The organism is Pseudarthrobacter sp. PH31-O2 (assembly GCF_030063265.1).
GTDB lineage: Bacteria > Actinomycetota > Actinomycetes > Actinomycetales > Micrococcaceae > Arthrobacter.
Genome location: NZ_JASIST010000004.1, coordinates 1 through 23,685 on the forward strand (window position 1 = coordinate 1; position 23,685 = coordinate 23,685).

The following is a 23,685-nucleotide window of genomic DNA, read 5'->3' on the forward strand; positions in this document are numbered from 1 at the left end:
GAGGCCGCGAGAATCGACATCCCGCCACACACCAGGTCAACGAACTCGGTGCGGGCATTCGGAGGAAACAACTTGACCATAAAACGCTCCATCAATCAGAGCGTTGCTAGGACCATATGACTTTGCCTGCCCGCGACTGCCCTGATCTGCACATTCGACGGCGGTACGGACCCGCAGCGCTGCTGCCTGCGGCTAGCCCTGGACCTTCTGGAGCTGCTCCATCACATCCGGCGGGATGGCGTAGAGGAAAATGACCGCGAGCAGGTTCTTCGACGCGTGGACAAAGTAGGAGAACATCACATTTTTGCCGGTCCAGACGTAGACGAATACCAGGACGGCGCCCATCGCGAGATACGGCATCAGGACCGGGAGGGCCAGCGCCTCCTGGCCAATGATATGCAGGGCCGCAAAGAACACAACTGACAAGCCGGCGCACACCCAGACGTTGACCCTGCGGCTGAGCTTGCCGATCAGCAGGTGGCGGAAGATGTACTCCTCCACAAACGGACCCACGATCACCAGCAGCGGCACCATCAGCCAGGCCGGCACCTGCTGCATCAGCGCCTGCAGGCCCGCCTGGTTGGCGGACGTCTGCGGCGGGCCGGTTACGGCGACGAGAATCGCGGTGAGAATCATCATCGCCACCACGGCGAGAGGGACCATCAGCAGGCTGAACCACGGCCGGGTGGCGAGGACCCTGAGGTCCCGAGCGGCGATGCGCCGGACGGCGGCCAGTGCCAGGATGCCGATCCCGCCGTAGAAGATCAGGTTCACCGAGTACGACGCCACCGCCGGGTTCGGCGAGAGCCGCAGCATCAGCGGCGCCAGCAGTGAGCCGAACACGGCAAAAAATCCGGCGACGGCGACGTAGAGGCCGGCCGTGAGGTAGTCGAGCCGCGAGAACCTGTACAGTTCCGGCCGCGGTGCTGGTGTGCGAAGAGCGGTGCCCATGCCTCCAGCCTAGCGCCACGGCCTGCCTGCTGACCGACCGGTACTTCCGCCGGCGCCGCAGTACCTCAGTAACCGCCGACGGTGTCATACTTGACGACTCAAGCCGCCGCCGGGCTGGCCGTGCACCTACTTGCGAGGACTCCTTGAGCGAACATCTCCGCCTTTCGGGCGTATCCCATGGTTACGGGGACCGCCAGCTTTTCGCCGGCGTCGACATTGCCATCAGCGCCGGTGAACATGTGGCAATCGTCGGCGAAAACGGCGCGGGCAAATCCACGCTGCTCCGGATTTTGGCCGGGCTCGAGGCCCCGGACGAGGGCACCGCCGTCAGCCAGGGCCGGGTGGGCTACCTTGCCCAAACCCTGGGCCTGCCTGATGCGTTCACCGTGTCCAACGCGATCGATGCCGCGCTGGAATCCCTCCGCGAAATGGAGGCCGAGCTGGAGCGCCTGGAAGACGGGCTGGCCGGAGCGGAAGCAGGCGAACTGGAGCGCTACGGAAACCTGCAGACGCAGTACCAGTTGCGGGAAGGCTACGCCGCGGAATCCCGGGTAGAGGCGGCGCTGGACCGACTTGGCCTCGGCGGTCTGGGCCGGACGCGGACCCTGGGCTCGCTCTCCGGCGGGGAGCAGGAACGCGTGGCGCTGGCCTGCGTGCTGGCCGATCCCGCGGACATCCTCCTCCTGGACGAACCCACCAACCACCTCGACGCCAGCGGCACGGCCTGGCTGGAGGCGCGGCTGGCCGCGCACCGAGGAACCGTGGTGGTGGTCTCCCACGACCGCGTCCTGTTGCGCAAAGTAGCGTCAACAGTGATTGAAGTAGATGCCGAACGCCTTACGGTCAACCGGTACGGCAACGGCTACGAAGGCTATCTGCGGGAGAAGTCGGCCGAGCGCCAGCGCTGGGCGCAGCAGTACCACGGGTGGCTGGACTCGATGGCGGCCGAGCGGCTCCAGGCGGACACCGTCGCGGGGACGATGGGCTACGCCCGCCAGCGCGACAATGACAAAATGGGGTTCGACTTCAAAGCCGGCACGTGGCAAAAGGCAGCCACCAGCAAGGTCCGCAATGCCCAGGAGCGTCTCCGCCGGCTGGAGGCAAACCCCATCGACCGTCCGCCGGTGCCCCTGAAACTGGCAACGAACCTTCGGGCGGACGTTGCGGCGGGTCCCGCCCTTGAAGCGACGGGAGTGACGGTACCGGGCCGCCTGGAACCGACGGACCTCCGGGTGGAGGCGGGCCAGAAGATCCTCATTACCGGTCCCAATGGCGCCGGCAAGTCCACGCTGCTCGCCGTCCTGGCGGGCACGCTGGAACCGGCCACAGGCACCGTAGTGCGGCACGGCCGGATCGGATACCTGCAGCAGGAACTGGAGCTCCCGCAGCACCCCGGGATGCGTCTCCTGCCCGCTTTCGCCGCGGGCCTGGGCGGCAACATCGATGAGCACGCCGAGGCGCTGCTGCGGCTCGGGCTTTTCCGCACCAGCGAATTCCACGTCCCGGTGGGGAGCCTTTCCGCAGGGCAACAACGCAGGCTGGCGCTCGCCCGCCTGCTCCTGGGCGGGTATGGAACGATGCTCGTGGATGAGCCCACCAACCACCTGGCGCCCGTGCTGGTGGAACAGCTCGAAGCGGCTCTTTCGGACTTCGCCGGGACGCTGATCCTGGTCAGCCACGACCGCGCCCTGGGGGAGTGGTTCAGCACGTGCTCCGGTCACGACACCGGGCGGGGCGCCGGAGCCGGAAACTGGCTCCGGTACGGGATGCGGGATGGCGCCCTGGTCTGATGGACGGATCCTTGGGGATTCAGCGGATGATAATCGAAGATTATTCGGGATTACAGCAGTAATGAGGTCGATAATTAGTACAAGTGCCTGCCCGGTGTTGTTCCCGTCACGGTTTGGTCTCAAATGCCAGTAGAATAGACGAGCCGCGCGAGCTTCGACCTTGTGAGGTTCGGTACACGTCGTGGCCCCTGTTGGGGGTCGGGGCCCGTTCATTTGTGTATGCGAACCCGCTGTCCCTGTCCCGGCCTTACAACGAACTGCAAGGAAACAGCTGTGCCATCAACTACCCCCACAGAACTTAAGAACCCCGAGGCGCAATCCGCCGTCGTCGACTCAACTCTCAGCGCCGAGGGCTACAAGAAGTCGCTCAGCGGCCGCCAGGTCACCATGATCGCGATGGGCGGCGCCATTGGCGTCGGACTCTTTATGGGCGCCGGCGGGCGCCTGGCCTCCACCGGTCCGTCGCTCATTTTCTCCTACGCCTTGGCCGGCGTCATCGCGTACCTGCTGATGCGCGCCCTGGGCGAGCTGATCATGTACCGCCAGACGTCAGGCTCCTTCGTCAGCTATGCCGGTGAAATGTTCGGCAAAAAGGGCGCTTATGTCTCCGGCTGGATGTACTTCATCAACTGGGCCATGACCGGCATTGCCGAGCTCATCGCGATCGGACTGTACTTCCAGTTCTTTTTCCCGAACGTGCCGGTTGAACTGTCCGCCATCGCAGCGCTGTTGCTGCTAGTCGGCGTCAACCTCCTGAGTGTCAAGGCGTTCGGCGAATTCGAATTCTGGGCCTCCGTCCTCAAGGTCGGTGCGATCCTCATCTTCTTGGCCGTCGGTACTTTTATGGTGATCACCAACGCCCAGGTGGGCGACGGCAACGCCTCGGTCAGCAACCTGTTCGCCGCTGAGGGGGGCATGTTCCCCAAGGGCGGGCTCGTGATGATCCTGGTGCTGAACGCGGTGATCTTCGCCTACAACGGCATTGAGCTCGTTGGCGTCACTGCCGGTGAAATGCAGGATCCGGCCAAAGAAGTGCCCAAGGCCATCCGCGCTGTTGTCTTCCGGATCGTGGTGTTCTACGTCGGTTCCGTGACGCTGCTGGCCATGCTGCTGCCGTCGGACCAGTACGTTGCCGGCACCTCGCCGTTTGTCACAGTGTTCGGCCAGATGGGCCTCGGCTGGATGGGCGATGTGATGAACATGATTGTCATCACCGCCGCCCTCTCCTCGTGCAACTCGGGCCTGTACTCGATCGGCCGGATTTTCCGGACCATGGCCAACAACGGGCATGCTCCGCAGTGGCTGACCAGGATGTCCAAGAGCCACGTGCCGTACGCCGCCATCCTGGCCATCGGCGGCGTTTACCTAGTCGGGATCCTGCTTAATATCTGGCTCGGCGGCTCGTATGCCTTTGACCTGGCGCTGAACTCGGCCTCGGTCGGTGTGATCTTCACCTGGGCTGCCATCTTCGCCAGCCAGATAGCGCTGCGGAAAACCAAGGGCAAGGTCTCCTCCCTGCTGGCGCCCGGCGGAGTCTGGGCCAGCTGGGCAGGCTTGATTGCCCTGCTGCTTATCACGGTGCTGATCGGCTTCGACACCATGACCAGCAAGGGCGGCGAAGTCTTCCACCTTGGTCTTTGGACATTGGCGACCATCCCGTTCTTCGCACTCCTGCTGTGGCTCGGCTGGCAGAAGGTCAAGGACAACGAACCGAAGAACGCGCTCTTCAACTAGCCTTCCGGGCAAGTGCGCAGGCGACGGCGGTCCTCCGGTGAGGGGCCGCCGTCGTTCGTTTAAGCTGCGGCGGCGCGAGTGGCACCAGAGCCCTGGGCCGGCACAAAAAAGCGGCGGTGGACATCCCCCAAAGGAATGTCCACCGCCGCCTTTTGTACGGACTAATCCTTCTTGAAGGCGTCCTTGACGTTTTCGCCGACCTTCTTTGCGTCGGCTGCGACCTGGTCCTTCTGGCCCTCGGCACGCATTTCGTCGTTGTTGGTGGCGTTGCCCGCAGCTTCCTTGGCCTTGCCGCCGAGGTGCTGTGCTTCGTTCTGAACCTTGTCGCCGATACCCATGGTGTAAACCACCTCTCGTTTCCGGTTGAAATACAACGTCTCCCCACCATAACACAAAGCATGCTTAGTAATTCAAGGGCCCGGCCGCGAACGAGGGATGAAATGCGCACCGGAGCCGGGCTAGGCTCGATGCCATGGACCACACAACCAGCCTGACCCAGCATGTCAACGCGTCGACGGACAAGGTATGGGCCGTCATTTCCGACATCCCCGGTTCGGCCGCGACACTTTCCGGCATCACCTCGATCCAGATGCTCTCGCAAGGCCCCTACAGCGAGGGGACGCGCTGGAAAGAAACCCGCACCATGATGGGGCGGGCGGAAACGGTGGAAATGTGGGTGGCCCGGGCCGATCCGCCCCGGAGCACAACGGTGAAGGCCGTGCAGGGACCGACGGAGTACACCACACGCTTTACGCTTGCCGAGCGCGACGGCGGCACGGACCTGACGCTGACGTTTAGCGCCGATGTGCTGAACCCTTCCCGGATGACCGGGCTGTTAATGGCACTTTTTGGAAAGCTGGGAATGCGCATCACCCGAAAGGCGCTCGCCAAGGACCTGGCAGAAATCGCGGCCAAGGCCGAGTCGCTCTGATGGGGCGCAGCACCGGGACGCCCCCGCCGCCCAAGGTGACGGCGCCGCGGCTCAGTCCGGTCCGGCTGACGGACCTCAGGGACGACCCGTCGCCGGCACTGCGTTCCGGTGAGCGCTACGACGGCGTCCGGTACGGCAAGTTATCCGCCGACGGCCTGGAACTCGGCGGCACCGACTTTGCCGAGTGCGACTTCCGCGGCGTTTCGTTCAACGAGACCCAGCTGCGGGGCGCCTCTTTCCGGGATTGCATCCTGGCCGAGGTGTACGCCCCGGTATTTATGGCGGCCCGAAGCACCCTGCGCGACGTCGAGATCGCCAACCCGCGCTGGGGTTCAGCGGAACTGTACGAGAGCGGCTGGCAGTCAGTACGGATCGACGGCGGCAAACTCGATTATCTGAACCTCCGTGGTTCCAAGCTCACGGACGTGCAAATCAGCGACTGCATCATCAACGAGCTGGACCTGGGTTCCTGCCTGGCGACGCGGGTAGCCCTGAAGAACTGCACCATCGGCACCCTCGACCTTGCCGGCGCCAGGCTGAAGGACTTTGACATCCGGGGCACGGACTTCCGCGCCATCGCCGGACTCGAAAGCCTCGCCGGCCTTGTGATCGACGACTACCAGCTGGGCCTGCTGGCGCCATTAATGGCCAGTCACCTCGGCGTCGTCGTCGCGTAATCCAGCCCGGCCCCGATTGACCCCCTTGCGGTGCCGTGTAATCTTTATAGAACGAACGGTCGGTAAATTGGCGCGCTAGCGGTCCGAACCTGGTTCCGCCGCCGATGAGAGTTCTTTTCGATGACAGTGCTGTTTATCGCGTGAAGGGTGTACCCATGGCATCAGCAGTTGCAGGACCTCAGGCATTTCTCGTAGGCGGTGCCCGCACCGCTGTGGGCCGGTATGGCGGAGCACTCTCCGCGGTCCGCCCCGATGACCTGGCCGCCTTGGTGATCCGCGAGGCCGTCGCCCGGGCCGGGCTGGACCCGGAGGCCATCGATGAGGTCATCCTTGGCAACGCCAACGGCGCCGGCGAGGAAAACCGCAACGTCGCCCGGATGGCCACCATCCTGGCCGGACTGCCGCTGCACATCCCCGGCATCACCGTGAACCGGCTCTGCGCCTCGGGCCTCAGCGCCATCATTATGGCCAGCCAGATGATCAAGTCCGGAGCAGCGGACATCGTGATCGCCGGCGGTGTCGAATCCATGAGCCGCGCCCCCTGGGTCCAGGAGAAGCCCCAGGCCGCCTTCGCGAAACCGGGGCAGATCTTTGATACGTCCATCGGATGGCGCTTCGTCAACCCGCTCTTCCAGCAGGGCGAACTTTCCCGGGACGGGAAGATGACCTACTCCATGCCGGAAACGGCGGAAGAAGTCGCCCGCGTGGACGGGATCACCCGCGAGGACGCCGACGCCTTCGCCGTCCGCTCCCATGAACGCTCCCTCGCGGCCATCGCCGCGGGCCGCTTCGCCGACGAGATTGTCCCGGTAACGGTTACGACGCGCAAGGGAAAAACCGTTGTCGACACCGACGAGGGGCCCCGGGCCGGCACCACAATTGACGTTCTCGCGGGCCTTCGCCCCGTCGTCGCCGGCGGTTCGGTAGTCACGGCCGGAAATTCCTCCACCCTGAACGACGGCGCCTCCGCCATCATCGTCGCGTCCGAAGCAGCCATCAAGAGGCTTGGCCTGACGCCTCGGGCCCGGATCATCGACGGCGCCTCCGCCGGCTGCGAACCGGAAATTATGGGCATCGGCCCGGTTCCGGCGACCCGTAAAGTGCTGTCGCGGACCGGCCTCAGCGTCGGCGACCTCGGCGCCGTCGAACTCAACGAAGCCTTCGCGACCCAGTCGCTTGCGACCATGCGGCGGCTCGGCCTGGACCCCGAGATCGTAAACCGCGACGGCGGCGCGATCTCGCTCGGGCACCCGCTGGGTTCCTCCGGTTCACGGCTCGCCATCACCTTGCTGGGGCGGATGGAGCGCGAGGACGCCAGGATCGGTCTCGCCACGATGTGTATCGGCGTGGGCCAGGGCACCGCGATGTTGCTGGAGCGGGTCTAGTGCCGGCCGCCGCGACGGGCCTCGACCCGCGCGATTTCAGCACGCTGCTGATCGACGAACGCGAAGACCGGCTGGTGGTGCTCCTCAACCGGCCCGAGGTCCGCAACGCCATCGACCAGCAGATGGTCGATGAGCTGCACGCTGTCTGCGCCGCGCTGGAACGGTCGCCGAAGATGCTCATCATCGCCGGTACCGAAGGTGTCTTCGCCTCGGGGGCGGACATCGGCCAGCTGCGCGAACGCCGCCGCGACGACGCGCTCCAAGGCATCAACTCCACCATCTTCGTGCGTATCGCCAAACTCCCAATGCCCGTCATTGCAGCCCTGGACGGCTTTTGCCTGGGTGGCGGCGCCGAGCTGGCGTACGCCGCGGACTTCCGGATCGGCACCCCGTCCGTGCGGATCGGCAACCCGGAGACGGGCCTGGGCATCCTCGCCGCAGCCGGCGCGAGCTGGCGCCTGAAGGAGCTGGTGGGGGAACCGGTGGCCAAGGAAATGCTGCTGGCCGGCACGGTGCTACGCGCCGAGCGGGCCCTTGCCGTCAACCTCATGACCGAGATCCACGAGGCTTCCGGGCTGATGGCGGCCGCCCATGCCCTGGCCGACAGGATCGCGGGCCAGGATCCCCTCGCGGTCCGGATCACCAAATCGGTGTTCCACGCGCCGGCCGAGGCCCACCCGCTGATCGACCAGCTGGCGCAGGGCATCCTGTTTGAATCGCAGGCCAAGTTCGACCGTATGCAGGCATTTCTGGACAAGAAGTCAGCGAAGAAGCCTGCACAGCAAGACGCCAGGACCTCCGCGCAGGAAAACCGGAAGAAGAATTGACGATGAACAACTCCGCACACTCCGCTAACCTTCCCGGCGGCGCCCTGCCAGACTTCGTCGGGGTGCTGGGCGGCGGCCGGATGGGCGCCGGGATCGCACACGCCTTCCTGGTCAACGGCGCCAACGTCCTCGTCGTCGAGCGCGACGAGGAGTCCGCCGAGGCTGCCCGCGAACGGGTGGAATCAGCAGCGGCCAAGAGCATCGAGCGTGGCGCCACCGACGGGAACCTGGACGAGATGGTCTCGCGGCTCGCGGTGACGGTGGACTACAACGACTTCAAGGACCGCCAGCTGGTCATCGAGGCCGTCCCCGAGGACTGGGACCTCAAGGTCAGCGCCCTGCGGGGGATTGAGGCCCGGCTCGGTGCCGACGCCTATCTCGCCTCGAACACGTCGTCGCTGTCCGTCAACGGCTTGGCCCGTGAGCTGAAGCGTCCGCAGAACTTCCTCGGCCTGCACTTCTTTAATCCCGTGCCGGCCTCGACCCTGATCGAGGTGGTGCTCGGCGAGCACACCTCAAGCCAGCTGACCCAGGCGGCCCGCGGCTGGGTTGAGGCGCTGGGCAAGACCGCCGTCGTCGTCAACGATGCCCCCGGGTTCGCGTCCTCACGGCTGGGCGTCGCGATTGCCCTCGAGGCGATGCGGATGGTGGAAGAGGGAGTGGCATCCGCCGCGGACATCGACAACGCCATGGTCCTGGGCTACAAGCACCCCACCGGACCCTTGCGGACCACTGACATCGTAGGCCTGGACGTCCGCTTGGGCATCGCCGAATACCTCGCCTCCACGCTCGGGGAGCGCTTCGCCCCGCCGCAGATCCTGCGGGACAAAGTCGCCCGAGGAGAACTCGGCCGCAAGTCCGGCAAGGGCTTTTTCAACTGGACCGAGTGAACTGACCAGCTACCCGAGGATCCCCACGATGTAGCCGACGAAGAAAAGCAACACAAAGAGCACCACCACGGCGATCATAAGGATCCAGAGGTACTGGCCGAACCCCCGGTCCTCGCGGATCCGCGGCCCCTGCGGTCCCACCGAGGTCCCCTCGCCCGGTGGCGTCTCACCCGGAGGCACACCGCCTCCGGGTTCCAAGCCGGTGAGGTTGTTCTCCAGGGGATCCGGATTCTGGGATGTCACGGTGTGCTCCTGTTTCAGCTCGGGCCGCTACTGCGACGCCTGTGAGTCTAGGGCTTTTTTCATGCCGGCCATGGCGGGGTCGGCCAGGGACTGGAACGCTGGTTTCATAAACGGTTCTGCGACCTTAAGCCATCCCTTGAGCCGGAATTCCGCCGTATAACGGACTTCCGAACCGGATCCCGAAGGCTTAACGTCGATCGTATCGACGGAAATGACCGTCTTGTTTTCGCCGCGCAGCTTGATGAGGGTACCTGCCAACTCCACGACCTCGTAGATCAGCGTTTGGCGCTTGCCGCGGAACTCCGCTTCGGCGTGATAGCGGTGCCCAACGGCGACCGGCCCGTCGGAGAGTTTCTTGGCCACCGGTGTTCCCGGGTCCCACTCCGGCGTGTGTTCGAAGGCGGAGAGGTACGCGAAGGCCTTGCCGGCCTCCAACGGGGAACGGACCGTGCCGGTGACTGTGATCATGGCCCCAGCCTATCCAGAACTCCCTGCATTGTGACCGAAACAGTGGAAGAAACGTTGGTGGGCCAACTGGTTCCCGGCCCCGGCATTTAGGCCGTCCCGCGCATTTATGATGGTGCAGTGACTACCCCCGCAATCGCTCCCATCACCCTGACCGGAAAATACGTCGTGCTGGAACCGTTGCGCCCGGACCACCACGACGGCCTCGTCCAGGCCGCCAGCGACGGCGAACTGTGGAACCTCTGGTACACGTCAGTGCCCGGCCCTGACCAGATGGCCGCCGAGATTGAGCGGCGCCTGGCCCTGCAGGACAGCGGCGACATGCTGCCCTTTACAACGCGGCTGCTTGACCCCACCACCGGCGGACCGGGCCGGGTGATCGGCATGACCACCTACATGAACATCGATGCCGCCACGCCGCGGGTGGAAATCGGCTCCACCTGGAACGCGGCGTCCGCCCACGGCAGCGGCAGCAACCCGGACTCCAAACTGCTCCTGCTCCGGCATGCCTTCGAAACGCTGGGCTGCCCCGCCGTCGAGTTCCGGACCCACTGGCTCAACCACCAGTCCCGCGAGGCGATCGCGCGGCTGGGCGCGAAACAGGACGGTGTGCTCCGCAGCCACACCCGCAGCAGCGACGGCGCGCTCCGGGACACGGCGGTCTTTTCCATCCTGGAACACGAGTGGCCCATGGTCCGGAACGCCCTCGAGGCCAGACTGGCCAAGTTACGGTGACGACGGCGCCCGAGGCGATGGAGTGGGCCGGCGCGGTCAACGCCTGGCACATCGCCGGCGGAGTCTTCCGCATGGGCCGGCGCGAATGGCTTACCGAGGCGGGCTGGGAGCAGGTCTACAACGCCGGCGTCCGGACTGTGATTGATCTGCGCAATCCCGAGGAGATCCGCCGCCGCCCGACCGATCCGCGGGTGGGCGCGGCAAGCCTGTCCGCCTTCGACGTCGTGCACGCCCCCACCGAGGACCCCGGCAACAGCGAATTCCGGAAGCTCTGCGTTCCCTACCTCAACGATCCGGCCTACTACGCGGACAACGCCCGAATCTTCCCGGAGAAGCTTGCCGCCGTCTTCAAAGCCGTAGCCGATGCGCGCGGCGGAGTTGTGATCCATTGTTCCGCCGGCCGGGACCGCAGCGGGATGATCGCTGCCATGCTCCAGGACCTTGCCGGAGCAGGAGAGGCCGTCATTTCCAAGAGCTACGAGCAGGCAATGCGCGGCATCAACGAGTACCACCGGATGTCGGCGGTCCCGCATCCGCACGAGCGGTACCTGCCCGAGGAAGTCCTCGCGCCGCTGCTCGAACAGCGCTTGGAAAGCCTGCAGCACTTTGTCCGCCAGGTGAAGCCCGGTGACTTCATCCGTCACAATGGCCTAACGGACCGGGATCTGGGCGCCATCGTGGCCAAATTGGGGCGCTAGAGTAACCGGGTGAAGACTCCGACGTTTCAGCTGACAGTGCGGGCGGTCGCGGCTGCCGCGATCGCGCTCGCCGGATCGTTCTACGCCGTTCCTGCCCTGGCCGAAGCCGGCGGGACGGACCCCGCTCCGTCAGCCGCTCCCGCAGCATCCGCGCAGGCGTCCCCTGCCGCACCAACGACGCCGGCAGCTGCGGCCGCTGGTTCCAACACGACCGCAGCTGACGCTCCGGGCGCGCCAGCCGTCACCGCAGCGCCGGGGATCAGCGATGCCGGACTCGCCGAGGCCATCCGGCGCGACCTGGGCATCACGCTCGAGGAGTTCAATGCAGCAGGCCAGCTGGGCCGGACCGCGGCCGATGCCGTTCCGTCGCTGCGGGAGTTGCCCGGCTACCTGGGCATCAGCCTGCGGGCCGGAAAGATCCACATCGAGGGCAGCGGCCCCGAGCTGCGCGCCCGGGTCGATGGGCTGAACGGCAACGGCGCTGCGGATGTGTTTGTGCTCGAGGCGCCTTCCGCTGCGTCGCCGGCCGCGCCCACGGACGTGCCCACGGCTGCACCCACTCCCGCACCCACTCCTGCACCTTCGACGGCTCCCACTCCCGCACCTTCGGCGGCCGAGCTGGTGGCGTCCAACACCGAGCAGCTGTTCCAGGACTACGTCCGCGAGGTGGGGCCGGCCGGTCTGCAAGCCGTGGCCTACTCCGCCGGCCGGTTCGTTATCCGCACCGGCGGAACAAACGCTGCCGAAGCCGAGCTTTCCCCGGCCCCCGACCAGCCGAGCGAGCCGACGATTAACTCGGCGCCAGGGAAAATCTCCGCGGCCAGCTTTGTGGCCCGCTATACCAACGTCCGACTCGAACAGGCGTTGCCGCTCACCACCGAAGCGGACGTTTACGGCGGGGAAGGCTACATCATTGACCGGCGGACGATTTGCTCGACCGGGTTCGGCGCGTTCAGCGCGGCGGGGCTGCCCCTGGTGCTGACAGCTGGTCACTGCGCCGAAGACGGTACGGCACGGGTGGCCGAACTCGAGCCGCCTGTCTCCGCCACAGCCGGCGGGTCGGCGCCGCTGCCGGGCACCCGCGCCCCGCTCGGCAGATTTGGCTTCAGCCAGTTCGGCGGGCCGCTCAACAGCTGGATCACCGGCAGTGAGCAGGCCCCCGGCAACGTGGGCACCGACATCGCCGTCATCGAGTCACTCGACGGCGGAGTCAACGTGCAACCCGCCGCCACCACCTGGGCCAGCGCCGCCAACCCGGGCCCATCAGCCGTGAAGATCATTGGCGTGGTCGCACCGTTCCAGGGCCAGGAGGTGTGCCGGTCCGGCCGGACCACGGGATGGTCCTGCGGGCAGGTGGAAGAAACCGGTGTCTACGTGGTGGGGGGAAGGACGGCCGCCGCGGAGGATCTGCGGGCCTTCCGCGGCTTTTTGTCCAAAAACGTCCAATCCAGCGGCGGCGACTCCGGCGGTCCCTGGATCAGCGGCAACTTCGCCGTCGGCACCCACTCGGCCGGCGAAACTTCCGGCGAGAACTTCGCGATCGCCACCACGCTGGAGGACGCCCTGACCGCATTCCCCACCGCCGTGGAGCTCCAGCTGTTCCTGAACAAACCCGAGCTTGTGGCGCCGGTGAACCTGACAGTCAAGGCCGGGGAGGACATCACCGGCAGGGTTCTGGCAGCCCCGGCATCGGCCGTAGCCGCCAACTCAAAGGTCCGCATCACAGTTGCCAACCAGGCGCCAACGGAGGTCCCGGTCGACTCTGCCGGCAACTGGACTTTCCGGGCTCCGCTGCCGGCCGGGCAACTGGCCTTCTCGGCCGAGACCGTGAACGGCTTCAGCCATTCTGGACCCGCGTCCTTCACCGCCACCGTCTCACCGGCGCCCCTGCCTGCGCCTGGAATAACGACGCCGGCGGACGCCGCCCTGCCGGGCCTGGGCAGTGTTGCCGGAACGGGAATGCCCGGCGCTGTCGTGACGCTCTCCGGTGACGTGGCCGGGACAGGGACGGTGGCTTTGGACGGTCAATGGACCGTTCCGGTGGAGCGGCCGGCCTTCGGGAAAGTGACGGCGACCGCCACTCTCTCGTCCCCGGGTATTGCGGACAGCCCTTCATCCAGCAAAACTTTCACTGTCATTCCCCCCGCGCCTGCGGAAACCACTGTCCCGGACGGCTGGCACTTCCGCCAGGACGCGCTTCCCTCCTCGATTTCCGGAACGGGCGTTGACGGCGCCGACGTCATCGTCTCGATCGACGGGGCACCCGTGGGCGCTGCACACGCCGGTGCCGGCGGCGCCGGGACCGGGGCCCGGGCAGTGGTCCGGTCCTTCGTTCCGCAGGTCCTCGTGGCAGGCGGGCGCTGGAGCGTCCCGTTCCCTTCAGGCCTCGCCGTGGGGGCGCACACGCTGTCCGTCACCCAATCGGTCGACGGCGTGGCCTCGGACCCGCTGCTCGTAGCGTTCACCATTGATGCCCGGGCTGCAGTACCGCCGGCCCGGCCCGCCGTAAATCCGCCGGCCCAGCCTGCCGTAAATCCGCCGGCCCAGCCTGCCGTAAATCCACCAGCGCGGCCCATTGTGGTTTCGGCCGGCTCAGGACGGTTGCCGGATACCGGTGCGGGGGTGCTGCTGCCGATGGCGGGCCTTGCCGGCGGCACAGTTTTGCTCGGCGTCGCCTTGTTGGCCATTGCCCGGCGTCGGACGGTGCGGTAGTCCGGCCGGAATCCCGGCCCCGGCGCCCGGGGTGGCCCGCTTAGCCCCTGCGGTCCAGCAGCAGGTTGGTGATCCGCAGGGTACAAAGCCGCTCGCCGGCCGCGTTGGTGATCAGCACCTCGTGGGTGGTGACGGTGCCGCCCAGGTGGATGGGGGTGGCGGTGATGGTGATGATTCCCTCGCGGGCAGACTTGTGGTGCGTTGCCGAGACGTCCACGCCAACGGCGGTCTTGCCGAGCGTGCTTGCGTGGATGACGGCAGCCCAGGAGCCCACCGCTTCGCCCACAGCCAGCGAAGCGCCGCCGTGCAGCAGCCCGAAGGACTGCCGGTTGCCCTCCACCGGCATGGTGGCCACCACCCGCTGGACGGATTCCTCGACGATCTTCACACCCATTTTTTCGTCGAGTTCCCCGAGGGTGATCTTCCATAGCTCGGTATTCCGGGGCTCGGGGGTCATAACGTCTCCTCTTTGGCCGGAAAGCCCAGGGCTCAGGCCGGTATGTGCCGCCGCAGCTAGTGTGCGGCAGGCCTCATTCATGTACTGTGGACATATTACCGAACGGACGGTCAGTAATGCTGGCCGTGTTGATCTTGCCCCTGTTGGAAGGACCCGTCAACGATGACCACCACTGCAACTGCTCCGGAACCCACAGTAGACACTGTCGGGATCGTTCCCAGCTTCGTCCGGGATTCCTGGTGGACCCCCGACGCCGGCTCCGCGGCCGGCGCCGCGTCCGTCCTGGACGCCAGCACCGGTGAACTCCTCGCCAAGGTGAGCACCGATGGACTCGACCTCGCCGCCGTCGTGGACTACGGGCGCACCACCGGCCAGGCGGAACTCGGCAAACTGACCTTCCACCAGCGCGCGCTCAAGCTCAAGGAACTCGCGCAGTACCTGAACGGTCGCCGCGAGGAATTCTATGCGCTCTCGGCCCAGACCGGCGCCACCAAGACCGACTCGATGGTCGACATCGACGGCGGCATCGGCGTGCTGTTCACCTTCGGTTCCAAGGGCCGGCGCGAACTTCCCAACTCCCAAGTGATCGTGGACGGGCCCATGGAGGTGCTGTCCAGGGACGGTTCCTTCGCCGGCGAGCACATCTACACCCGCATTCCCGGCGTCGCCGTGCAGATCAACGCCTTCAACTTTCCGGTGTGGGGGATGCTCGAGAAACTTGCCCCGGCCTTCATCGCCGGCGTGCCCACGATCGTTAAGCCCGCCACCCCGACCGGTTACGTCACCGCCGCGGTGGTCAAGGCCATCATCGATTCCGGCATCCTGCCCAAGGGCTCGCTGCAGCTGGTTTCCGGCTCGGTCCGCACCATTCTGGACCACCTCGACTACCGCGACATTGTGGCCTTCACCGGCTCCGCCTCCACCGCAAACACGCTTAAGTCCCACACCAACGTGGTCAAGGGCGGAGTCCGCTTCACCTCGGAAACCGATTCCCTGAACGCAGCCATCCTGGGCCCGGATGCCGTCAAGGGCACGCCGGAATTCGATGCCTACATCAAGTCGCTTGTTACCGAGATGACGGCCAAGGCCGGCCAGAAGTGCACATCGATCCGCCGGGCCATCGTGCCGCAGGCGCTGGTCCAGGACGTCGTTGCCGCCGTCGGGCAGCGGATCACCGAACGTGTGATCCTCGGCGACCCGCGCGCGGACGGCGTGACCATGGGCGCCCTGGCGTCCCTGGAGCAGCTCGACGATGTTCGGGCAGCGGTCCAGTCAATGCTCGATGCCGGCGGCGAACTCGCCTACGGCACGCTCGATTCGCCGAAGGTCACCAGCGCTGACGGCACAGTCGGCGTCGTCGCCGATGGCGCCTTTATGTCCCCCGTGCTGCTGAGCTGGGCGGACCCGGAAGCCGAAGCGGTCCACTCGCTGGAAGCCTTCGGCCCGGTATCGTCCGTGATTGGCTACACGGACCTGGCCGACGCCGTCCGCCTAGCCGCCCGCGGCGGCGGCTCGCTCGTAGCCTCCGTTTGCACCAACGACCCCGGGGTTGCCCGCGAACTCGTCACCGGCATCGCCGCCCACCACGGCCGGGTGCACATGCTCAACCGTGAGGACGCCCGCAGTTCCACCGGCCACGGTTCGCCGGTCCCGCACCTGGTCCACGGCGGCCCGGGCCGGGCCGGCGGCGGCGAGGAGCTCGGCGGCATTCGCTCGGTCCTTCACCACATGCAGCGCACCGCCATCCAGGGTTCACCGAACATGCTGACCGCCGTCACGGGCGTCTGGCACACCGGCGCGGACCGGAACTTCACGCTCGAGACCGAAGGCCAGCACCCGTTCCGCAAGCACCTGAGCACCCTGCACATCGGTGACGCGATCCGCTCCGGGCTGCGCGAAGTGACTCTGGATGAAATCACCAAGTTCGCCAACTCCACCGGGGACACCTTCTACGCCCACACCAACGAGGAAGCAGCGGCGGCCAACCCGTTCTTCCCGGGCATCGTGGCGCACGGTTACCTGCTGCTGGCATGGGGCGCCGGGCTGTTCGTGGAGCCCGCGCCGGGACCCGTGCTGGCCAACTATGGCCTGGAAAGCCTGCGCTTTATCACCCCGGTGGCGGCGGGCGATTCGATCCGGGTCACCCTGACCGCCAAGAAGATCACGCCGCGCGAGACCGACGGCTACGGCGAGGTGGCCTGGGACGCCGTCCTGACCAACCAGAACGACGAAATCGTGGCCACCTACGACGTCCTCACCCTCGTGGAGAAGTAGCCCTTCCGACGCTCCCTCACGTCCTGCGGTGCCGGCTCCGACGCTCCCTCACTTCGCTGAGGGAGCGTCGGGTGTATTGCGGCCATAGCTGAGGGAGCGTCTGGGGGTTGGGGCGCGATTGACAGGCTCTTTCCGCCCGGCGCCGGCGTAAAATATTCCGTGTAGGAGGTGGCGAAATGACTTTAATTCTCAACAAAGCCACAACAATCCTGCCAGTCGATGATGCACAGCGCGCCCACCGCTTTTATGCGGACACCCTGGGCCTGCCGCACCGTGGAGTGACAGGCGACGGAAGCGATCTCTTTGGCAGCGACGGCGGCCCCCTGCTGCAGTTGATGGCCGTCGGGGACGGAAAACATTCCGAGCACACGACCCTGAGTTTTGAAGTCTCCGGGATCGAGCGGACCGTCCAGGAGATGGAAGCCAAGGGCGTCCAATTCCAGGACTACGACCTGCCGGAGCTCAAGACCGACAATCACATCTGTACAACCGATTCGGAAAGGTGCGCCTGGTTCCTGGATACGGAGCACAATATCCTTTGCGTCCACGAGAACATCACGACGGCGGCTGACTACCAGCTTTGACGTGCAGGATCCCACAAAATAGCGTCCCGGCCCGCCGGGACGCTATTTTGTGCCCCGTCCGTCAACGGGCGTCCGGACCGTCCGGGCGGGACCACGGCGACACCGGGCGGGGCTGGAGCACACCGTTGACCCTCAGATCGATCCGTTCGTTAAAGAAGCAGATGAGGCCGTGGATCTGGGCGGCATCCCGGAACCGCCCGTCATAGCTCCATGCAATATCCCGGCCGTGCGCGGAGTCCGGGTAGCTCCAGTAGCTGGCCTGGCCCTTGTAAGGGCAGACGCTCCGCTTGGTGCTCTCCCGCAGCAGCTCCAGCCGTACGTCCGCCGGCGGAATGTAATACCGCACTGGGAGCATTGTTTCGTAGAGCAGTTGCGCGCCATTCGTTTCGGCCAAGGTCGCGCCGTCGAGCGCCACCTGCACCTCCGCGGATGAGGCGCGGATGTCAACGCGGTGGAACGGATCGCGCGGGTGGCCAATGATCTCCTCGTCGTCCTCGAGCCAGTCGAAGGCCGCGAAATCGAGTAGCACGTAACCGGCCAGGTCCGGGTCCGCGGGCCGGAAAGCGGCCCTGGGCAAGGTAGCAGCGGCAGTCATGACGTCGAGTTCCTCGCCGGCGCAGCTGTGATTGCCAAACGCTGTACCGGGGTCAAGGGAAGTCGGGGCTTCGCCCTGCCGCACGGCGAAAGGGTGCTCCTCTGCAACGGCCGCGGGCAGCGCCGGCGCGGCGAGTCCGCACAGCAGGTCCTGCTCCGGCACGGCATAGATCGGGGTGATCCGCCGCGGTTCCCAGATCAGCCAGGCCTGCCGCGTGTCGACGACGGCAGCCTGGTCGATGATCGCGCGGATCCTCTTGGCAGTGGGTTCGTAGCGCAGTTGGGGGAAAGTTCCCATCAGCACGCGGGATAGTTTGGTGGCCATCCTCCCAGCGTGGCCCTGGCGCCGGGCCCGGTCAATAGCTTCCGCCGGCGTCCGTAGAACCCGGGCTAGCGGGGAGCCTGGAGGCCGTTGAAGGCCATCGTGATGACGTCGTCAGCCAGTTTTTCCGGTGAGAGGGAACCGCCGGGTTTGTACCACTCGACAATGGAGTTGATCGTGCCGAAGAGCAGCCGGGTGACGGTGCGGGGGTCGATGTCCTGGCGCAGCGATCCCTCGTCTCGGGCCGCGGAGATCAGGGCCGCCACCTTGTGGTCGAACGTGCGCCGGCGTTCCATCGCGTTGCGCTCAATCTCGGTGTTGCCGCGCAGGCGCAGCAGCAGGGTGACGAACGGAAGCCGCTCCACTAGCACCGAAATGGTTTCGCGCAGGACGAATTCCAGCCGGGCTTCGGCGGTGCCGGACTGCGCTTTCGGCTGGTCCAGGATGGCTTCCAGGCCGCCCAGGGCGTGATCCAGCGCCAGCTTCAAAAGCTCGCCTTTGGACGGCACGTGGTGGTAAATCGCGGACTTGGAGATGCCCAGGTTTTCAGCAAGGATGCCCATTGAGGTGGCATCGTAGCCATGGCGGTTAAAGACATCGACGGCGATCATCAGCACTGACTGCTGGTCATAGCCGGGACGGCCGCGTTTGGTGCTGGTTGCTGTTGTGGGCATAGTCGCTAGTTTCTCACGATCGGAAGATCAGCCTGCCCGCCGGTCAGCCTTTAACGGGCGGGCCGGCGGGCTGGGCGTGCTGTGGTCAGGCCTTGGGCCGCAGGTCGTAGATCCGGCGGAGCTTGCCGTTGGACCGTTCCAGGGAGCCGGGCTCGACGACGTCGACGGCGCAGGAAGACCCGACGTGGATCTTGATCTGTTGCTGCAGGGCCTTGGACGCCGAGGCAACACCCTCGATCGTGACGGACTCGCGCCGTTCGATCCGGACGGTCAGCTGGTCCATCCGCTGGCCCTCGGGCCGGGTGAGTTCGAGCTGGAAATGCGGGCTCAACTCCGGGATCCGCAGCGCGATCTCCTCGATTTGGGAGGGGAACAGATTCACGCCGCGCAGGATGATCATGTCATCGCTGCGGCCGGTGATGCGGCCCATCCGGCGGTGCGCAGGTCGGGCGGTGCCCGGCAGCAGGCGGGTGAGGTCCTTGGTGCGGTACCGGATGATCGGCAACGCTTCCTTGGTGAGCGAGGTGAAGACCAGCTCGCCGTGTTCCCCGTCACCCAGGACCACAGTGGGGTCGAAGGCGTCGACGATTTCGGGGCGGAAGTGGTCCTCCCAGATGTGGCTGCCGTCCTGGGTTTCCACGGCCTCGCCGGCAACACCGGGCCCCATGACCTCGGAGAGCCCGTAGATGTCGCAGGCCTTGATGTTCATGGTGACTTCGAGCTCGTGGCGCATTTCCTCGGTCCACGGCTCGGCCCCCAGCACGGCGAATTTGAGCGAGGTGGAGGCCGGGTCGATGCCCTGTTTCATCATGGCGTCGGCGATGGTCAACAGGTACGTCGGAGTGGCGAGGATGGCGTCGGGCTTGAAGTCCTGGATGAGGGTGATCTGGCGTTCGGTCTGGCCCCCCGAGATCGGGATCACCGTGCAGCCGAGGGCCTCGGCGCCGGCGTGGGCCCCCATGCCGCCGGTAAAAAGGCCGTAGCCGTAGGCGTTGTGGACCTTCATGCCGGGGCGGACGCCGGAGGCTCGGAGCGAGCGGGCCACGAGCTTTGCCCAGTCGGCGAGGTCCTTCTTGGTGTAGCCGACGACTGTGGCGCGGCCGGTGGTGCCGGAACTGGCGTGGATCCGGGCCACCTCGTGCTGGGGCACGGCGAACATGCCGAAGGGGTACTCCAGGCGGAGGTCCTCCTTTGTGGTGAACGGGAACTTGCCCAGGTCGGAGAGCTCGCGGAGATCCGAGGGGTGGACGCCGGCCTCGTCGAACTTGCGCTTGTACAGGGGGACGCGGTCGTAGGCGTAGGCCACCGTGTGCTGCAGGCGGCTGAGCTGCAATGCCTCAAGCTCGTCCCGGGAAATGGTTTCTTCGCGGTCCAGGACGGCATCACTGGTGGGGGCGACGGTTTCTTGGGTCATCTTGGGGTTCCCTGTTTCTATTTCTTGGAGATGGTGCGGCTGCGGCCGCGGAACTCAGCGACGAGTTCGCCCGGGGGGATGTCGGCGGGGAGCCTGCCCGGGACCGTGGCGGCGGGTGCCGGGCCGGCGGGTGCCGGCTGCGGGGCCGAAGGCGCGCCCGCGCCCGGATCGACGGCGTAGATCTGGATGTCATAGAGGCCGCTGCGTCCGGTGCTGGCGCGGCGGTTGGCGACGGCGGTCAGCACCTGGCCGCGGAAGGCTGGCTTGAGGAAGTTGATATCGACGCCGGAGGCCACGGTGATGGTGCCGGTGTCGATTCCGGCTTCACCTGGTTCCGGGCTGGCCGGGTTGCAGGCCAGCGCGAAGGCCGTGTCACCGAAGGCGAAGATCATTCCGCCGTGGGCCATGCCGAATCCATTCAGCATTTCCTGCCGGAGCGTCATGCGGATCGTGGCGTGTCCGTCGTCCAGTGCCACAACTTCTATGCCCATCCACTCTGAGGCGTAGTCGTCTTTAAGGATGGGGTGGGTGTCGCCGGAAATCGTCAGTTCAGCCATGCGTCATTGCCTCCAGCTTTATTTACCGAATGTTCATTAGGTAATCCCATCCGGGTGCCTCCTGTCAAGAGCGGGCGGGCGTGTGAAGCGGTTGGCAGCGGCCGCAGAACAGTCAAACTCCGGCAAAATCCGCCGGGAGCCCGCGCCTGGAACCCGCGGCCCGAAAACGGGTACCGCGCCGGAAGAAAGTAGGCTGGGAGGGATGCAGCACCACTTCACAGCAAAGGGCGGATCATGGCCAAGGGGATATACGTCAGCGCGACCACGCCGGGTTCCGGGAAGTCGCTCGTAGCGCTGGGACTGGCGGACACGCTGCACCGCCATGCTGACCGCATCGGCTTCTTCAAGCCGGTGGTTCACGGCAACGACGCCGCGTCGGACCCGATGGTGGCGCTGATGAAGGCCCGGTTCGATCTGGACGACCAGCGCTGCCGCGGCGGCCTGACGTACGCCGAAGTCCGCGCGCTGCTGGCCGAGGGCAACCGTGCGGAGATCGACGCCCGCTGCGTTGAGATTTTCGCCGACATCTCGCGGAACTGCGACGTTGTGATCGTGGAGGGGACGGATCTCACCGGCCAGGACGCCGCCGTCGAATTCGACCTCAACGCCCGCCTCGCCAACAACCTCGCCGCCGCCGTCGTCGCCGTGGTGGGGGCTAAAGGCAGGACCATTGCGGAGGCGGCCGACGCCGTCGAGGTTGCCCGGAAGGAACTCCTTGCCGAACGCTGCTCGCTCCTGGCGATCATGGTGAACCGGGCCGACCCGGAGGACCTGGACGGCATTGCGGCCGCCGTCCGCCCCGGCGCCTCGGGCCGGCCCGTGTACGTCCTGCCCGAGCTGGAATCAATCGCCAGGCCCACAACCGGCGAGGTTGCCGCAGCCCTTGGCCTGGGCCAGGTAGCCGGACGGCCGGACCTGGAACGCGACGTGCACTCGGTCAAGGTGGCGGCCATGAACGTCGCCAACTTCCTGCACGTGCTCGACGACGGCGCCCTGGTGATCGTTCCCGGTGACCGCGCCGACGTGCTGGTCGCGTGCCTCGCTTCGTCGTTCTCCCCGGAGTTCCCGGTTCCGTCCGCGCTGATCCTGACCGGCGGGCTGTCTCCCGAGCCCACCATCTACTCGTTGCTGGCGCAGGCACCGTTCCCGATCTTTGCGGCCCCGGACGACACCTACGTCACCGCAAAGCGGGTGTCCGAGGTGCGCAGCGAGATCTGGTCGGGCCACCGCCGCAAGGTAGCCTCCGCCCTGGGCCTGTGGTCCAAACGGGTGGATGAGGCTGAATTGCTGGAACGGCTGCACCTGCCCCGGCCGGAGCGAATGACGCCGCTGCGGTTCCTGCACGACCTCATCGAACGGGCCCGGCTGCAGCGCCGGCACATTGTCCTGCCCGAGGGGGCCGATGTGCGGATCCTGCGTGCAGCCGAGATCCTGCACCGGCGCGATGTCTGCGACCTCACGATTTTGGGCAACGAGTCGGCGGTACGGGAACTGGCGTCCACCCAGGGGATCGACCTCTCCGGCATCAGCATCGTGGACCCCGCGACCTCGGCGTTGCGCCAGCAGTTTGCCCAGGAGTACGCGCAGTTGCGTGGCCACAAGGGTGTGGACCTGGCCCGTGCCCTGGAGGCGATGCTGGACGGCAGCTACTTCGGGACCATGATGGTGCAGCTGGGTGTGGTCGACGGCATGGTGTCCGGTGCCGCGCACACCACAGCCCACACCATCCGTCCCGCCCTGGAGTTCGTCAAGACCCGCGAGGGCGTCAAAATCGTTTCCTCGGTGTTCCTGATGCTGATGCCGGACCGGGTCCTGGTCTACGGCGACTGTGCAGTCAATCCGGACCCGAACGCGGAGCAGTTGGCGGACATCGCACTGGCCTCAGCCGAGACCGCAGCCCAGTTTGGGGTGGAGCCGCGGGTGGCCATGCTCTCCTACTCCACCGGTGGCTCCGGCACCGGCGAGGCGGTGGACAAAGTCCGGCAGGCCACCGAACTTGTGAAGTCCCGCCGCCCGGACCTCGCCGTGGAAGGTCCCATCCAGTACGACGCGGCCGTGGACGCCGCGATCGCGCACTCCAAAATGCCCGGTTCGTCCGTCGCGGGGCAGGCCACCGTGTTCATCTTCCCGGACCTGAACACCGGTAACAACACCTACAAGGCGGTGCAGCAGTCTTCCGGGGCGGTCGCCGTCGGGCCAGTGCTGCAGGGACTCCGGAAGCCGGTGAACGACCTGTCCCGCGGCTGCACCGTGGAGGACATCGTAAACACGGTGGCCATCACGGCCATCCAGGCGCAGTCCGTGGAGCCCGCCGCGCAGCCGATCCCCGCGGCTGCCCATGCGTAGTCAGCTGTTTTCCGGATTTGCCGGGCTGTCAGGATCTTCCTGCTCGGCAGGTGCGTCGGCCAGGCCCGTAGGCGTGAGATCCAGGTCCGCCAGGTTTTCGGGGGCCTCGGCGGCTTTCCCGACTTCGGCGGCCTTAAGCTTCCCGGTGTCGTCGAGGGCCGGGTTCGCGCCCTCCACCCCGGTGGGATCCGGCGTGCCGGACCCGCTGTCCGGTTCGGCGCTGTCGTTAGGGGTTGCGTTCTCAGTCATGGAAATCCCTTCAGGAGTCGTCCAGGTGGTCCGCCGACTCTAAACCGCCGCCGCGGCTCTCCGCAACGGATGGCCGGCCGGGCAATTTATAGTGGTTTCCAGGAGCGCTCCGACAGGCTCCGGCGTGATGCCCGTCCCGGCGCGCCCTTCGGGGTCAGCCCAGCAGCCAAGGCGTA

23 protein-coding genes are annotated in these 23,685 nt (G+C 66.3%); 13 read left to right on the forward strand and 10 right to left on the reverse strand.

What is annotated here, in order from left to right; genetic code table 11:
- Positions 1 to 192: 192 nt before the first annotated feature.
- The gene (locus tag QMG72_RS07645; protein WP_283480192.1) at positions 193 to 951 is read right to left on the reverse strand and encodes a CPBP family intramembrane glutamic endopeptidase; all 759 of its coding nucleotides are present in this window, start codon (positions 949 to 951) and stop codon (positions 193 to 195) included.
- A gap of 143 nt (positions 952 to 1,094) precedes the next feature.
- On the opposite strand from QMG72_RS07645, the gene QMG72_RS07650 reads away from it, so the two are divergent.
- Positions 1,095 to 2,741, forward strand: coding sequence for an ABC-F family ATP-binding cassette domain-containing protein (locus tag QMG72_RS07650; protein WP_226773123.1), 1,647 nt, complete (start codon positions 1,095 to 1,097; stop codon positions 2,739 to 2,741).
- Between the two features lie 273 nt (positions 2,742 to 3,014).
- A complete protein-coding gene (locus tag QMG72_RS07655) occupies positions 3,015 to 4,475 on the forward strand; it encodes an amino acid permease (protein ID WP_226773124.1) in 1,461 nt (486 codons plus the stop codon).
- A 161-nt stretch (positions 4,476 to 4,636) separates the two neighbouring features.
- Here the strand turns inward: QMG72_RS07655 and QMG72_RS07660 are convergent, their stop codons facing one another.
- A complete protein-coding gene (locus tag QMG72_RS07660) occupies positions 4,637 to 4,813 on the reverse strand; it encodes a CsbD family protein (protein WP_226773145.1) in 177 nt (58 codons plus the stop codon).
- A 134-nt stretch (positions 4,814 to 4,947) separates the two neighbouring features.
- Between QMG72_RS07660 and QMG72_RS07665 the strand changes: the two genes are divergently transcribed.
- From QMG72_RS07665 to QMG72_RS07685, 5 genes are all read left to right on the forward strand, one after another.
- On the forward strand, positions 4,948 to 5,406 hold the full coding sequence (locus QMG72_RS07665; RefSeq protein WP_226773125.1) for an SRPBCC family protein: 459 nt from the start codon (positions 4,948 to 4,950) through the stop codon (positions 5,404 to 5,406).
- Positions 5,406 to 6,083, forward strand: a complete 678-nt coding sequence (locus QMG72_RS07670; protein WP_226773126.1) for a pentapeptide repeat-containing protein — start codon at positions 5,406 to 5,408, stop codon at positions 6,081 to 6,083. The genes QMG72_RS07665 and QMG72_RS07670 overlap by 1 nt, the downstream gene beginning before the upstream one ends.
- Before the next feature lie 155 nt (positions 6,084 to 6,238).
- Positions 6,239 to 7,468: a thiolase family protein gene (locus QMG72_RS07675; RefSeq protein ID WP_283480195.1), complete on the forward strand. Its 1,230-nt coding sequence runs from the start codon at positions 6,239 to 6,241 to the stop codon at positions 7,466 to 7,468.
- A complete protein-coding gene (locus QMG72_RS07680) occupies positions 7,468 to 8,295 on the forward strand; it encodes an enoyl-CoA hydratase/isomerase family protein (protein ID WP_226773128.1) in 828 nt (275 codons plus the stop codon). The genes QMG72_RS07675 and QMG72_RS07680 overlap by 1 nt, the downstream gene beginning before the upstream one ends.
- A 2-nt stretch (positions 8,296 to 8,297) precedes the next feature.
- Entirely contained in the window at positions 8,298 to 9,185 is an 888-nt protein-coding gene (locus QMG72_RS07685; protein ID WP_226773129.1) for a 3-hydroxyacyl-CoA dehydrogenase family protein, read from the forward strand.
- A gap of 9 nt (positions 9,186 to 9,194) precedes the next feature.
- Here the strand turns inward: QMG72_RS07685 and QMG72_RS07690 are convergent, their stop codons facing one another.
- Positions 9,195 to 9,428, reverse strand: coding sequence for a DUF6480 family protein (locus QMG72_RS07690; protein ID WP_226773130.1), 234 nt, complete (start codon positions 9,426 to 9,428; stop codon positions 9,195 to 9,197).
- 27 nt (positions 9,429 to 9,455) lie between these two features.
- Complete coding sequence (locus QMG72_RS07695; RefSeq protein WP_226773131.1) at positions 9,456 to 9,896, reverse strand: SRPBCC family protein; 441 nt, start codon at positions 9,894 to 9,896, stop codon at positions 9,456 to 9,458.
- Positions 9,897 to 10,013: 117 nt separating this feature from the next.
- Here QMG72_RS07695 and QMG72_RS07700 point away from each other — a divergent pair, with 117 nt between their 5' ends.
- Genes QMG72_RS07700 through QMG72_RS07710 form a run of 3 tightly spaced genes read left to right on the forward strand, consistent with a single transcriptional unit; the run spans position 10,014 to position 14,038 of the window.
- Positions 10,014 to 10,628, forward strand: a complete 615-nt coding sequence (locus QMG72_RS07700; protein ID WP_282358625.1) for a GNAT family N-acetyltransferase — start codon at positions 10,014 to 10,016, stop codon at positions 10,626 to 10,628.
- A 17-nt stretch (positions 10,629 to 10,645) separates the two neighbouring features.
- Positions 10,646 to 11,326 (forward strand): tyrosine-protein phosphatase, encoded by a 681-nt coding sequence (locus tag QMG72_RS07705; protein WP_282359022.1) that lies wholly within the window; start codon positions 10,646 to 10,648, stop codon positions 11,324 to 11,326.
- 9 nt (positions 11,327 to 11,335) lie between these two features.
- Complete coding sequence (locus tag QMG72_RS07710) at positions 11,336 to 14,038, forward strand: S1 family peptidase (RefSeq protein WP_283480197.1); 2,703 nt, start codon at positions 11,336 to 11,338, stop codon at positions 14,036 to 14,038.
- Positions 14,039 to 14,078: 40 nt separating this feature from the next.
- Here QMG72_RS07710 and QMG72_RS07715 read toward each other — a convergent pair whose 3' ends face one another.
- Entirely contained in the window at positions 14,079 to 14,495 is a 417-nt protein-coding gene (locus QMG72_RS07715; protein ID WP_226773134.1) for a PaaI family thioesterase, read from the reverse strand.
- A gap of 162 nt (positions 14,496 to 14,657) precedes the next feature.
- Here QMG72_RS07715 and paaZ point away from each other — a divergent pair, with 162 nt between their 5' ends.
- Complete coding sequence (paaZ, locus tag QMG72_RS07720) at positions 14,658 to 16,769, forward strand: phenylacetic acid degradation bifunctional protein PaaZ (protein WP_226773135.1); 2,112 nt, start codon at positions 14,658 to 14,660, stop codon at positions 16,767 to 16,769.
- A 176-nt stretch (positions 16,770 to 16,945) separates the two neighbouring features.
- Positions 16,946 to 17,353 carry a VOC family protein gene (locus tag QMG72_RS07725; RefSeq protein WP_226773136.1) on the forward strand — a complete coding sequence of 136 codons (408 nt, stop codon included), beginning with the start codon at positions 16,946 to 16,948 and terminating at the stop codon, positions 17,351 to 17,353.
- 61 nt (positions 17,354 to 17,414) lie between these two features.
- On the opposite strand, the gene QMG72_RS07730 is transcribed toward QMG72_RS07725, so the two are convergent.
- From QMG72_RS07730 to QMG72_RS07745, 4 genes are all read right to left on the reverse strand, one after another.
- The gene (locus tag QMG72_RS07730) at positions 17,415 to 18,272 is read right to left on the reverse strand and encodes a DUF427 domain-containing protein (protein WP_226773137.1); all 858 of its coding nucleotides are present in this window, start codon (positions 18,270 to 18,272) and stop codon (positions 17,415 to 17,417) included.
- A 65-nt stretch (positions 18,273 to 18,337) separates the two neighbouring features.
- Positions 18,338 to 18,943 carry a TetR/AcrR family transcriptional regulator gene (locus QMG72_RS07735; RefSeq protein WP_226773138.1) on the reverse strand — a complete coding sequence of 202 codons (606 nt, stop codon included), beginning with the start codon at positions 18,941 to 18,943 and terminating at the stop codon, positions 18,338 to 18,340.
- A gap of 85 nt (positions 18,944 to 19,028) precedes the next feature.
- Complete coding sequence (gene paaK / locus QMG72_RS07740; protein ID WP_226773139.1) at positions 19,029 to 20,357, reverse strand: phenylacetate--CoA ligase PaaK; 1,329 nt, start codon at positions 20,355 to 20,357, stop codon at positions 19,029 to 19,031.
- A gap of 17 nt (positions 20,358 to 20,374) precedes the next feature.
- The gene (locus QMG72_RS07745) at positions 20,375 to 20,914 is read right to left on the reverse strand and encodes a hotdog fold thioesterase (RefSeq protein ID WP_226773140.1); all 540 of its coding nucleotides are present in this window, start codon (positions 20,912 to 20,914) and stop codon (positions 20,375 to 20,377) included.
- A 234-nt stretch (positions 20,915 to 21,148) separates the two neighbouring features.
- On the opposite strand from QMG72_RS07745, the gene pta reads away from it, so the two are divergent.
- A complete protein-coding gene (gene pta, locus QMG72_RS07750) occupies positions 21,149 to 23,260 on the forward strand; it encodes a phosphate acetyltransferase (RefSeq protein ID WP_282358614.1) in 2,112 nt (703 codons plus the stop codon).
- On the opposite strand, the gene QMG72_RS07755 is transcribed toward pta, so the two are convergent.
- Complete coding sequence (locus QMG72_RS07755; protein ID WP_226773142.1) at positions 23,261 to 23,509, reverse strand: hypothetical protein; 249 nt, start codon at positions 23,507 to 23,509, stop codon at positions 23,261 to 23,263.
- Positions 23,510 to 23,685 lie beyond the last annotated feature (176 nt).